At 64.8% G+C, this 12,043-nt stretch carries 15 protein-coding genes; 11 read left to right on the top strand and 4 right to left on the bottom strand.

The window, feature by feature from the left end:
- The first annotated feature begins 7 nt into the window (after positions 1 to 7).
- The 8 genes from IPL75_05560 (at position 8) to IPL75_05525 (ending at position 5,025) form a co-directional block, all read left to right on the top strand.
- Positions 8 to 355, top strand: a complete 348-nt coding sequence (locus tag IPL75_05560) for a tetratricopeptide repeat protein (protein MBK9239722.1) — start codon at positions 8 to 10, stop codon at positions 353 to 355.
- Complete coding sequence (locus IPL75_05555; protein MBK9239721.1) at positions 324 to 1,103, top strand: hypothetical protein; 780 nt, start codon at positions 324 to 326, stop codon at positions 1,101 to 1,103. Before IPL75_05560 ends, IPL75_05555 begins: the two co-directional genes overlap by 32 nt.
- A gap of 96 nt (positions 1,104 to 1,199) precedes the next feature.
- Positions 1,200 to 1,550 carry a 50S ribosomal protein L21 gene (gene rplU, locus IPL75_05550; protein ID MBK9239720.1) on the top strand — a complete coding sequence of 117 codons (351 nt, stop codon included), beginning with the start codon at positions 1,200 to 1,202 and terminating at the stop codon, positions 1,548 to 1,550.
- A 33-nt stretch (positions 1,551 to 1,583) separates the two neighbouring features.
- The gene (rpmA, locus tag IPL75_05545) at positions 1,584 to 1,862 is read left to right on the top strand and encodes a 50S ribosomal protein L27 (protein ID MBK9239719.1); all 279 of its coding nucleotides are present in this window, start codon (positions 1,584 to 1,586) and stop codon (positions 1,860 to 1,862) included.
- Positions 1,863 to 2,909, top strand: a complete 1,047-nt coding sequence (obgE, locus tag IPL75_05540) for a GTPase ObgE (protein MBK9239718.1) — start codon at positions 1,863 to 1,865, stop codon at positions 2,907 to 2,909.
- On the top strand, positions 2,906 to 3,553 hold the full coding sequence (gene nadD, locus IPL75_05535) for a nicotinate-nucleotide adenylyltransferase (GenBank protein MBK9239717.1): 648 nt from the start codon (positions 2,906 to 2,908) through the stop codon (positions 3,551 to 3,553). The genes obgE and nadD overlap by 4 nt, the downstream gene beginning before the upstream one ends.
- Positions 3,554 to 3,774: 221 nt before the next feature.
- The gene (gene rsfS, locus IPL75_05530; protein MBK9239716.1) at positions 3,775 to 4,116 is read left to right on the top strand and encodes a ribosome silencing factor; all 342 of its coding nucleotides are present in this window, start codon (positions 3,775 to 3,777) and stop codon (positions 4,114 to 4,116) included.
- Between the two features lie 108 nt (positions 4,117 to 4,224).
- On the top strand, positions 4,225 to 5,025 hold the full coding sequence (locus tag IPL75_05525) for a ComF family protein (GenBank protein MBK9239715.1): 801 nt from the start codon (positions 4,225 to 4,227) through the stop codon (positions 5,023 to 5,025).
- Here the strand turns inward: IPL75_05525 and tmk are convergent.
- Positions 4,949 to 5,530 carry a dTMP kinase gene (gene tmk / locus IPL75_05520; GenBank protein ID MBK9239714.1) on the bottom strand — a complete coding sequence of 194 codons (582 nt, stop codon included), beginning with the start codon at positions 5,528 to 5,530 and terminating at the stop codon, positions 4,949 to 4,951. The genes IPL75_05525 and tmk overlap by 77 nt on opposite strands.
- Positions 5,530 to 6,741 carry a diaminopimelate decarboxylase gene (lysA, locus tag IPL75_05515; protein ID MBK9239713.1) on the bottom strand — a complete coding sequence of 404 codons (1,212 nt, stop codon included), beginning with the start codon at positions 6,739 to 6,741 and terminating at the stop codon, positions 5,530 to 5,532. Before lysA ends, tmk begins: the two co-directional genes overlap by 1 nt.
- 123 nt (positions 6,742 to 6,864) lie before the next feature.
- On the opposite strand from lysA, the gene IPL75_05510 reads away from it, so the two are divergent.
- From IPL75_05510 to IPL75_05500, 3 genes are read left to right on the top strand one after another with little or no spacing between them, the layout of a single operon-like run.
- Complete coding sequence (locus tag IPL75_05510; protein ID MBK9239712.1) at positions 6,865 to 7,488, top strand: sigma-70 family RNA polymerase sigma factor; 624 nt, start codon at positions 6,865 to 6,867, stop codon at positions 7,486 to 7,488.
- Positions 7,485 to 7,826, top strand: coding sequence for an STAS domain-containing protein (locus IPL75_05505; protein MBK9239711.1), 342 nt, complete (start codon positions 7,485 to 7,487; stop codon positions 7,824 to 7,826). Before IPL75_05510 ends, IPL75_05505 begins: the two co-directional genes overlap by 4 nt.
- A gap of 1 nt (position 7,827) precedes the next feature.
- Positions 7,828 to 8,106 (top strand): hypothetical protein, encoded by a 279-nt coding sequence (locus tag IPL75_05500; protein ID MBK9239710.1) that lies wholly within the window; start codon positions 7,828 to 7,830, stop codon positions 8,104 to 8,106.
- Positions 8,107 to 8,126: 20 nt separating this feature from the next.
- Here IPL75_05500 and IPL75_05495 read toward each other — a convergent pair whose 3' ends face one another.
- Together IPL75_05495 and uvrA are read right to left on the bottom strand one after the other, a co-directional pair.
- Complete coding sequence (locus IPL75_05495; GenBank protein ID MBK9239709.1) at positions 8,127 to 9,026, bottom strand: UDP-3-O-acyl-N-acetylglucosamine deacetylase; 900 nt, start codon at positions 9,024 to 9,026, stop codon at positions 8,127 to 8,129.
- 192 nt (positions 9,027 to 9,218) lie between these two features.
- Positions 9,219 to 12,041: an excinuclease ABC subunit UvrA gene (gene uvrA / locus IPL75_05490; GenBank protein MBK9239708.1), complete on the bottom strand. Its 2,823-nt coding sequence runs from the start codon at positions 12,039 to 12,041 to the stop codon at positions 9,219 to 9,221.
- Positions 12,042 to 12,043 lie beyond the last annotated feature (2 nt).

The following is a 12,043-nucleotide window of genomic DNA, read 5'->3' as shown; positions in this document are numbered from 1 at the left end:
CACAGCTATGAAATACGCGTTATCACTTGTGCTGGCGCTGGTGTTCGCTGCGCCGCTGTCTGCAGACCGCCGCTCGGAAGCCAAGGAGCAGGTGGATTTCGGTATTGAACTTGCCCAGAAGGCGCTCTGGAAAGAAGCAGAGTTCCGGTGGGAGAAAGCCGTCGAGCTGGACCCGACGTACAGCGCGGCGTGGAACAACCTCGGCATTGCGTACGAGCAGCAGGGCAAATTTGCCGAAGCCAAGAAGGCCTACGACAAGGCCACGACCCTCGATCCGAAGAACAACTTCATCCGGCAGAACTACGACATGTTCATGGAGATCTATGAGCGCCAAAACCGTCGCCGCACTCGTTAGCCTCGGGTTGACCGTTGGCGCGTCCAGTTGCCTGCGGTTTTACGACATCGGGATCGAGACGCCTATCCAGGCCAAGCTCGATGTCTCGTCGTTTCAGCGCGTCCTGATTCTCGGCTTCCTCGGAGGCGGGTCAAAAGACGTGGACCCCAATACCGAGACGGTGCGCCTGCTGCGCAGCCAGTTGCGCACGAAGTCGGACCTGAAGGTCATTGACTCCGACGTGTTGTCGCTGGTGGACGAGGTCGACCGCCGGCGGCGCGCGTCGGGAGAAATCCCGGCCACGACGCCCGCCGCTACCGCTGCCGACGAGCCGCGGATTAAGAACGAGAAGGACCTGCAGGAATACGAGGCCATCTTCGCCGACGTGGACTACTGGAAGAAGATTGGCGAGGAGTACCAGGCTCCGTTGATCATCACCGGCTCGGTGCTGTTCACCGATGTGCAGTCCAGCGGCATGTTTTCGACCACCCAGGAGACCATCGATCAGACCGGCCGCCGGGCGGTGACGCCGGTACGCCGGTTCGAAGACCGCCGGGGGTATGCGCTGGTGCCGAAGTTCATCTTTATTGATGGCCGGACCGGGGTGCAGCTCTACAGCGAGTCGTTCCGCGAGGAGACGCTGTACAGCGCGACGAACAACACCCCTCCGCTGTCATCGTATTTCGAGCTGATCGACAGGCTCCTCCCGGGGTTCCTGAGCACGCTTAGTACGCAGAAGATCAAGGGCACAAGGACACTTCTGCGCTGAACGCCCGTAATGGGCCGGCCCCTGGCCTCATTTGAAATGAATGGGGCCGAAGTGGTAGCCTTGGAGGTTCCACGGGGCCCCCTCCAGGGGGTCCATATGGGTATTCCTCGAAGATTGTTGGGAGAGTTGCAGATGTTCGCCATTGTCGAAGCCGGTGGCCGGCAGGAAAAGGTCACCCCGGGCGCAGTTGTTGTGGTCGACCGCCTGGACCTTGAACCCGGCGCGGAATACACGTTTGAACGGGTGCTGCTGCTCGAGACCGCCACTGGCGACATCGTGACCGGCGCTCCCTATGTGGCCGGCGCCACGGTCACCGGAGTGATCGAAGAGCAGACGCAGGGAAAAAAGATTCGCGTCTTCAAAATGAAGCGCCGCAAGACGGAGCGCAAGACGATCGGCCACCGCACGCAGTCCACCCGCGTGAAGGTCACGGCAATCAACGCCTGACGCCCAGGCGCTTTACGACATCAGGACAGCACGATGGCTACTAAAAAAGGTCAGGGAAGTTCCCGTAACGGTCGCGACAGTAACGCGCAGCGCCTTGGGGTCAAGGAACACGACGGCAAACTCGTGCCGGGTGGTTCCATCCTCGTGCGGCAGCGCGGCCGGAAGTTCAAGCCGGGCCTGTTCGTGGGCCTCGGTAAAGACGACACGCTCTTCGCCAAGGTCACCGGCACCGTCAAGTTCAGTGATCAGGGCCAGCGCGGCCGCTTCATCAGCATCGTCCCCAGCGCAGCGCCGAGCGCCGACAAGGCGTAGTTGTTCGTAGACGAAGTCGAGATTCGCGTTCAGGCGGGCGATGGCGGCAACGGCTGCATGGCCTTCCGCCGCGAGAAGTTTGTACCCCGCGGCGGGCCAAGCGGCGGAGATGGCGGCCATGGCGGGTCGGTTTACCTCGTCGCCACACTCCACCAGAACACGCTCGTTACCTACCGCTTCCATCCTGAGTTCAACGGCCAGCGCGGCGTGCACGGGCAAGGCTCCAATTGCACCGGCGCCGACGGCGACGACCTGACGCTAGAGGTTCCGCCAGGCACGGTCGTGTACGAAAAAACTGAAGACGGCGACCTGATTCCCCTCGGGGACCTCGCCGCAGTGGGAGACCGCGTCCTCGTCGCCAGGGGTGGACGTGGCGGACGAGGCAACTCCGCGTTTGCGACCGCCACCAACCGCGCGCCCCGCAAACACGAGCCCGGTGAAGCCGGCGAAGGACGCACGCTGCGCCTCCGCTTGAAACTGCTGGCGGATGTCGGTCTCGTGGGATATCCCAACGCCGGCAAGTCCACCCTCATCGCCCGCATCTCGGCGGCCAAGCCCAAGATTGCGGATTACCCGTTCACGACGCTCACGCCCAACCTGGGCGTGGTCAGTCTCACAGGCGACCGGAACTTTGTGGTGGCCGACGTGCCGGGCCTTATCGAAGGCGCGCACGAGGGCCACGGGCTCGGGATGAAATTTCTTGCGCATCTGGAACGCACCAAGGTGCTGGTGCATCTCATTGACGTGTCGTCATTCTCAGGACGCGACCCGGTCAGCGACTTCGATGTCATCCGCAACGAGTTGAAGATGTTCCAGGGCAGCGGCGACGACATGGCCGAGGCCCTGGCGTCCAAGCCGCAAATCGCGGTGGCCAACAAGATCGACGCCCTCGACGATCCGGAGCGCCTGAAGAAACTGACCAAGCACCTCAAGAAACACAAGGTCCCTCTCTATCCCATCTCCGCGGTGACCGGAGAAGGCCTGCCGGCGCTGCTTGAAGCCATGTGGACGGCTGTCGCGGCGCACGCGGAGTCGCAGCCGCAGTGAGCCGCGTCCGTCAGGGCTGGCTTGGTGGGACGTTCGACCCGATTCACTGCGGCCATCTTGACGTGGCACGGGCCGCGCATGACGCCCTGTCGCTCGAGACGGTCCACCTGGTGCCGGCACGTGTCCCGCCGCATCGATTGGCTCCGCAGGCGACGGCAGCACACCGCCGGGCGATGGTGGCTCTGGCCGCAAAGTCGGCCGCCTGGCTCCGGGTTTCGGACATTGAGATGACGGCCGACACGCCGTCGTACACCGTGGACACCCTTGACCGGCTTGTGGCAGCAGGCACGGCACTGGATACCTTGCACGTGATCACCGGCGCCGACGCGTTCGCGGGTATCCTCTCGTGGAAAGCCGCCGAAACGTTGCTGAGCCGCTGCCACTTCGTCGTCGTGTCACGCCCGGGGCATCCGGCACCTGGCCTGCGCCAGACCCTGCCGGCTCTTGCCGCGCGCATGCGCGACCCCGGCGACTACGACGACCGGTTGCAACCGAGTATCTTCTTAGTGGACGCGCCAACCGCGCCGGTGTCTTCAACGAAGATCCGGGCACTGGCGTCTGCCGGTTCATCGCTCGCGGGTCTCGTGCCGCCAGCGGTGGCCGAATATATCGACAGAAACGCTCTTTACCGAGGAGTCGCATGAGTAAGACCGCCAGGCCCGCGCGCACCGCCGCCCCCCGCACCACGTCCGCTGCACGTGCAAAAAAAGCCCCCGTGAAGAAAAAGGCCAAAGCCAAGGCCGCGCCGGCCCGACGGCCAGCGGCTGCGTCAAGGCCGAGGCCGGCGGGCGGGGCAAAGCCGAGACCGGCGACCGCAAAGGCCGCCGCCCAGGCCGCTCCGGAAAAACGCGTGGCCAAGCCGCGCCTGCCCGCCGACGTCAAGGCCGCCATCGCCGCTGCGCAGGACAAACTCGCGGTGGACCTCACGGTCCTGGACTTGCGCAACTCCACAGCCTTTACCGACTTCTTCATCGTCTGCACCGGGACGAATATGAGACAAGTGCAGGCGATTGCCGATGGCATCGAGGCCGCCCTCAGGGTTGCCGGCCAGAAGCCGGCGCTTGTTGAAGGCTACCGGCGCGGTGAGTGGATCCTGATGGACTACTTCGACTTCATCGTCCACATCTTCCTGCCGACGCGGCGCACGTTTTATGCGCTTGAGCGCTTGTGGGGCGGCGCCGAACCGATCGAGGTTTCTGCACCCTGAACGGGCGCGGACATCGCAGAAATTTACACACAGCGCGGGTCTAGACCGCGCTGAACTCCAGCCGCGCGCCACGAGACGCTGGCAGGGTTCTTGGACCCGGACAGCGCGGTGGCAATCAATCAATGGGCCGACGCCGCACTGGCCGCGCTGTTTGATCCGGCATGTGCGGCCTGCGGCCTGACACTCGGCACCGGCCGCCGTGGACCGGTTTGCCGTCTGTGCTGGAACTCCATCCGGACAGTAAGCCCGCCGTGGTGCGACTCCTGCGGCGAACCTCTGAAGTCGTGGCGAATCATCACCACCGGCCGATGCGCGCGTTGCATCGCCCATCCCCCACCATTTGACCAGGCCCGCGCCTGCGGGCTGTACGAGGGCCCGCTGCGGCAGATCATCCACGCCCTCAAGTACCGGGGTCTTCGGTCGCTGGGGGCGCCGCTGGGCGCCCTGATGCGCCACGCAGGCGCAGGCCTGCTCGCCGAGGCCGATGCGGTTGTACCCGTTCCGCTGCACCCCTGGCGGCGATTGCGCCGCGGGTTCAATCAGGCCGACGAGTTGGCAATGGCCCTCGGGCAGCCGGTGTGGCGCCCATTGAAGCGATGGTCACTTCGCCCGCCCCAGGCAGGGCTCAGCGGCGATGATCGGCGGGCCAATGTGGTGGGGGCGTATGCGCTCTCGCCGCTCTGGGCCGGTCCTCGTGCCCGCCACCCGCGGCGGGTCGTCCTGGTCGACGACGTGATGACGACGGGGGCGACGCTGGATGCGTGCAGCCGCGTGCTGCGCGCGGAAGGTGTGGAGTGGATCGGCGCGTTGACCGCCGCGCGCGCCGTCACGCTTACCGCTGGGGCAACCGGGGCAGCACGGCGGCCTCCACCGCCGCACACACGTCGTCTTTTGATGCCTCGCCGTTGATGAGCACCCAGTCGGACTGCTCCGCCTGGCGCCGGTAGCTCTCGCGCACGCGCGACAGCAGCGACAAATCGCGCTCGTACCGATCGCGTCCCGTCGCCTTGCGCTCAACCGCAGTCTCAGGCGCGATGTCGAGCAGGACCGTGATCGTGGCCGGCGGCAGATAGCGCTGAATGTCGTTGAGCCACGCGGGATCGAGGCCCTGCGCCTCGCCATACGCGATGCTCGACGCCCGGTAGCGATCGCACATCACCACAGAACCTGCCGCGAGCCACATCTCGATTTTTGGCAGGTACTCGCACCGATTGGCGACGTAGAGGAGTTGCATCACGTCGGGGCCAAACTCCCGCTCGCCGGCCAGCGCCTTGGCAATCTCGCGGCCAATCGGCGTCTCATAGTCCGGAAACGACAGCGGATGGACCTTCCGGTCCTGTTCGATCCGCGCACGCAGGTGCCGAGCCTGGGTTTCCTTGCCGCTCTGATCCAGACCTTCAAACGCAATCAGCATCACTCATCCCACTGCAACATGTCGTCTACGGTCTGGCGGCGCCGTACCAGGCGCCAGTTGGGGCCGTCGACCATGGTCTCGGCCGCCATGGGCCGGCGGTTGTAATTCGACGCCATTATCGCCCCATACGCACCGGTGTCGCGGACCGCCAGCAAGTCTCCGACAACGACCGGCGGCAATTCCCGGCCGCGGCCGAGGGTGTCGCTGGATTCGCACACCGGCCCCACCACGTCGCACGCGATGGGCGCGCCCTCACGCGGCGTCACGGCCTCGATGGTGTGCCACGCGCCGTACAGGGCCGGGCGCAGCAGGTCGGTCATGCCGGCGTCCACAATCACGAACCAGCGCCCGCCGGCTTGTTCTTTCATGTCCACGACGCGCGTGAGGAGCACACCGGCGGGCGCGGTAATCCATCGTCCGGGCTCGAGGATCAGGCGCAGGCCGGTGGGGCGGACCACCGGCAACACGGCGGCCGCGTAGTCGTCCACCGACAACACGGCCTGGCCCGGTTCGTACGCAATGCCGAGTCCGCCGCCCACGTCGAGGTGCTCGAGTGGGATGCCGTCTGCAGCCAGCGCCCGCGCCAGATCGGCGATCGCAGCCGCACCAAGGCGTAGCGGATCAGCGCTGGTGATTTGTGAGCCCACGTGCACATGCAGGCCCACCACATGCAGGTGATCCCGCGCGGCCATGGCCGTGGCCATGCCGTGTGCCTGCGCGGGAGTCATGCCGAACTTGTTGGCGCGAAGGCCCGTGGAAATGTGGGGATGGCTGCCCGCGTCCACGTCCGGGTTGATCCGCAGTGCGACCCGGGCACGAGTGCCATGCGCCGTGGCGATGGCGTCGATGCGTTCCATTTCACCGGGCGATTCGGCGTTGATGGCCTTGAGGCCCATCGTGACGGCTCGCACCAGCTCATCGTGTGTTTTGCCCACGCCGGTAAACACAATCTGGTCCGGCGCAAATCCGGCACGCAGGGCGACGTCAATCTCGCCGCCGGAATTGGCGTCGGCATGCGCGCCCTGACTCCGAATCTCGCGCACCACGGCCAGCGTGGCGTTGGCCTTGATGGCGTAGTGGAGGTCGTGCGGGTACGCCGCAAACGCCGCGTCCAGTTCCCGGACGCGCGTGCTGAGCAGCGCCCGGCTGTACACGTGCAACGGCGTACCGGCTGCCTCGGCTATGGCCGTGAGCGGCACGTCATCGCACATCAGTGCGCCGTGGCGGCGGTGGAATCCAGGCACAGGGCCTCTGATTGTAGCCCACCGCACTGCCGCTGATCGGCGCAGGGCGGGGCCGTTTCCACGATATGATTTGCGGTCACGGCCCGTCTGATGTCATCTGATCCCTCCCCCGCGCCCAACGAGGCCATGGACGCCTTGATCGCACGCTGCCTGGCAGGTGACCAGGTCGCGTGGGAGGAGATCGTACGCACGCATCGCCGCAAGATCTTCAACCTGGCGTACAAGTTTGTCGGCCGTCACGACGAGGCCGAAGACCTCACGCAGGATGTCTTCATCAAAATTTTCAAGGCGCTGCACACCTTCGACCGCCGCGCCAACTTCCAGACCTGGCTCATCAGCATCAGCCGGAATCTCTGCATCGATCACTACCGCTCGGTGCGCAAGGAACGCGCCACGATGGCGCGGGGCGTGGACGCGTCGGAGCTGTCGCCCGTCTCCCATGAGCGCACACCACTTGGAGAACTCGAACAGGTCGATCTGAAGTCCCTCATCCGCCAGGCGCTGGCGGAGCTGCCGGCCACGCTGCGTCAGGCGGTGACGCTGCGTGACCTGCAGGAGTTCTCGTACCAGGAAATTGCCGATCAGCTGGGACTTCCCGAAGGCACCGTCAAATCGCGTATCAATCGAGGGCGGCTTGAACTGGCCCGTCAAATCCGCCGTCTTCAATCACACAGGCCGCCGGGCTCCATGGCTTCGCGCGGAGGAAACGAATGAATGTCACGACTTCTCGTCACGGCAACGTGGTGGTGGCGCACGTCACCGAAACGCGGCTGACTTATCCCATCCTCTCGGACTTTGCGACCACGGTCGCCGGCCTGGTGGCCGCAGGGGAAAAACAGATCCTGGTGGACCTGGGCACCGTCAGTTACGTGGACAGCGCCACGATTGGCTGTCTGATGGACCTGTACCGGCAGGCCAGCACCGCCGGGGGCCAGTTGAAGCTCTCAGGCGTGCAGAAGCGGGTTGAGACCATGCTGACCATGACCGGGGCCCACAACTTCCTTGAGGTCTACGCCGATCAGGCCTCGGCGTTGGCCAGTTTCGGAGGCTGAGATGCGCACGATCACCACCAGCGCCGGCACCCCTGTGGACACCGATGGCGACGTACTCGCCGTGATCGAGACCATCTCGCGCGACCTCGCGCGGCGAGCCGACCTCGACTACGGCTTCGAGGAAGTGGAGCGGGAGTTCCAGCATCTGATCAACCAGCTCACGCCCGAGGAGCTGCGTGTCTATCTGAAGGAAAGCCTGTTCATGAGCTTCAACCGGTTCGAAAACGAACGGCTGATCGCGGTGGTCCGCAAGGCCAGCGAAGCCACGGACGGCGACTGAAAAGTGGAAGGAAGGGCCGCCTAGCGGGCGGACTGACGGACGGGAACGGCCACGGCGGTGGCCGGGACGTGCTCACGCGAATCCACCAGGCGCCACGCGTCGGGCCGGCGGAGAAGTTCTTTGGCGAACGCCGTATGCAGGGCGTGTCCGCCCCGCTGCACCACCAGATGCCCGCGAATCGGGTGCCCCACCAGGGCCAGGTCGCCAATCGCGTCCAGCATCTTGTGCCGCACAAATTCATCATCAAACCGCAGCGGGTTCAGCACGCCGGTCTCGCCAATCACCACCGCGTTGTCGAGGGAACCGCCAAGGGCCTGTCCGCGCTGGCGCAGGATTTCCACTTCCTTGAGGAAACCAAAGGTGCGCGCCGGCGCAATTTCATCCACGAATGTCTGTTCGTTGATATCGAGCGTCATCTCCTGATGGCGCAGCAGGGGGTGGTCAAAGCTGATGGTGTAGCTGACCTTGAAACGATCTGACGGGTGCACCGCGATGCGTTTGTCTCCGTCACGCACTTCCACCGTGGACAGAATCTCCATCGTCTGCCGCGGCGCGGCCAGGTCCCGTGTCCCGGCGCTCTGAATCAGATACACCCAGGGCGCAGCCGAGCCGTCCATGATGGGCACTTCGGCCTGGTTCAGTTCCACCAGCACGTTGTCCACCCCGAGCGATGTCAGGGCCGACAGCAGGTGCTCCACGGTCTCAACCGACGCGTCGCCTTTCCGCAGGCCGGTCTGGAGTTGCTGAACAGCCCCGAGGCAGGAGACGTCGGCCGGAATCTCCACGCCGAGGTCGGCGCGCAGGAACCGGATCCCGAAGTTGGCCGGAGCGGGCTTGAGAGAAATCGACACTCTCTGGCCGGAATGCAGACCAATCCCGGTGCAGGAGGCCACTTTGCGAAGGGTGCGTTGAGCAGGCATCGAGAACGCTGACACCCTTCCTATAGCAATCTCACTGCCAACTCCGGTTGACAGGGCACGAAGCCACCTAAAGTCTTCAAATAGAAAGACTTATCCATACAATTCAGGAACACGAATTCTGCCAGTCTGGCGCTTGTGTGGCCGATGAGCCACACAAGGCGCCCTTCGGCTTGTGTGTTTCCTGACACAGCGTCATGAAACCGCCACCTCCGCTCCGGCCCCGAGCGCCGGTCCCAGATACTGACCGGTGGCAGAGCCTGAGGTGCGGGCAATCACTTCTGGCGGCCCGGCGGCCACCACCTGTCCGCCGCCCTGTCCACCCTCCGGCCCAAGATCGATCACCCAGTCCGCGCACTTGATGACATCCAGGTTGTGCTCAATCACCACCACTGTGTTGCCTTGTTCAACCAGACGGTGGAGCACGTCCAGCAACTTGCGCACGTCTTCGAAATGCAGGCCCGTGGTCGGCTCGTCGAGGATGTACATGGTGCGGCCCGTGCCGCGGCGTGCGAGCTCGCGCGACAACTTGACGCGCTGAGCCTCGCCGCCCGACAACGTCGTGGCCGACTGCCCGAGCGTGATGTAGCCGAGGCCCACTTCCTGAAGGGTTCTCAGGCGCGTGGCGATGGGCGGAAAATGTTCGACCAGTTCGAGCGCCTGATCAACGGTCAACTCCAGCAGATCGGCGATGGACTTGCCGCGATACCCGATCTCGAGCGTCTCGCGATTGTAGCGACGGCCCTTGCATTCCTCGCACGTGACATACACGTCGGGCAGGAAGTGCATCTCGATGGCAATCACGCCGTCGCCCTGGCAGGTTTCGCACCGCCCGCCCTTGACGTTGAACGAAAACCGTCCCGCTTTGTATCCGCGCGCGCGGGCGTCGGGCAACATCGCGAACAACTCGCGCACGAACGTGAACAGCCCGGTGTAGGTGGCCGGGTTCGAGCGCGGGGTCCGACCGATCGGTGACTGATCGATCTGGATGATCTTGTCGATGAGTTCGATGCCGTCAATGCTGCCGTGCGCGCCCGGCTCATCGGTCGCGCGATAAATCGTGCGCGCGAGCGATCGGTACAGGATCTCGTTGACGAGGGTGGACTTGCCCGAGCCGGAGACGCCGGTCACCGCAATTAATGTCCCCAGCGGAAAGGTGACGTCGAGGTCCTTGAGGTTGTTGGCCCTCGCGCCGCGCACCACGATGCGGCCGCCGTTGCCGGGGCGCCGGATCGGCGGCACCTCAATGGCGCGTGCGCCGGTCAGGTACTGCCCTGTGAGCGACGCGCCCGGTGACGCCATCAACTGCTGCGGCCGGCCCTGGAAGATCACATGGCCTCCGTGTTCACCGGCGCCCGGCCCCAGGTCCACCACGTAGTCGGCCGTGCGGATGGTCTCCTCGTCATGTTCGACCACGAGCACCGTGTTTCCCAGATTCCTGAGCCGGCTCAGGGTGCCAAGCAGCCGCCGGTTGTCGCGCTGGTGCAGGCCAATCGAGGGCTCGTCGAGCACGTACAACACGCCCGTGAGCTGCGAGCCGATTTGCGTCGCCAGCCGGATGCGCTGCCCTTCTCCACCCGAGAGCGTGGCGGCGCTGCGCGACAGGGTGAGGTAACCGACGCCCACATCCGACAGGAAGCGCAACCGGTCCCGGATTTCCTTGAGGACGCGACCAGCGATCAGGAACTCGCGCTCGGTCAGCTCCATGGCCTCCACCATCGGCAGGGCATCGGCGATGGGCTGGCTGACGTAGTCGGTCAGCCGCCGGCCCTTGACCCGCACGGCGCGGCTCTCGGAGCGCAGGCGCTCACCCTGGCACGACAGGCAGGGGCGCAGTGCGCGATAGGGCTCGAGCGCCTCCTGGTCGGTCCAGGACCCTTCACTGAACCGGCGACGCAGATTCGGGATGACGCCTTCGAAGTCTGCCCCGAACACGTCCTTGGCGGTCTTGCCACGTTTGCCCGGCGCCCCCATGAACACGATGTCCCTGGATTTTTTCGGCAGCCTGCCAAACGGCATGGCGGCATCGATGCCGAAGGCGCGCTGCAACCCCTCGAGCATCTCGGTCAGCAGACGTTTGTCGCCCTTCGCCCACGGAGCCACGGCGCCATCCACCAGCGACAGCCGATCGTCAGGCACCACCCGCGCGGGATCAAAATCGAACACCGCACCCAGGCCCTGGCAATCCGGGCAGGCACCGTGCGGCGAGTTGAAGGAGAACGCCCTGGGCGTCATCTCCGGAATGCTGATGTCGCAATTCGGGCACGCCATGCGGCGCGAGAACAACCGGTCGCCGCCTTCAAACGTGTTGATGATCACGATGTCGTCGGCGAGTGTGAGCGCCAGTTCGAGCGAGTCGGAGAGCCGGCGCCTGATGCCGTCCTTCACGATCACGCGATCGACCAGCACCTCGATCGTGTGGTTCTTGCGTTTGTCGAGGACGATCTCGTCCTCGAGCGAGATGAACTCGCCGTCAATGCGCGCCCGCGTAAACCCACGACCGCGCAGGGCCGTGAGGTCTTTCTTGAACTCGCCCTTGCGGCCCCTGACTACCGGCGCGAGGATGTTGATGCGCGCATCAGGAGGATAGAGCAGCACCACGTCCACGATCCGGTCGAGGGACTGCGAGGCAATTTCGTGGTCACACACCGGGCAATGGGGCACGCCGATGTTCGCGAACAACAACCGCAGGTAGTCGTAGATTTCGGTTACGGTGCCGACCGTGGACCGGGGATTGGACCCGGTCGTCTTCTGCTCGATCGAGATGGCCGGCGACAGACCGTCGATTAAATCGACATCCGGCTTCTCCATCTGTTCCAGGAATTGCCGCGCATACGCGGACAAGGACTCGACGTACCGCCGCTGCCCTTCCGCGTAGATCGTGTCGAAGGCGAGCGAGGACTTACCCGATCCCGAGAGTCCCGTGATGACGACCAGTTGGTCGCGCGGCAGGTCCACATCGACGTTTTTCAGGTTGTGTACGCGCGCCCCGCGGACGGCGATCCAGTCGTGCGCCATGT

This window comes from Acidobacteriota bacterium (genome assembly GCA_016716905.1).
Lineage (GTDB): Bacteria > Acidobacteriota > Vicinamibacteria > Vicinamibacterales > SCN-69-37 > SYFT01.
Note: the sequence above shows the minus strand (reverse complement) of the source record. Positions and strands in the feature narration are given on the sequence as shown.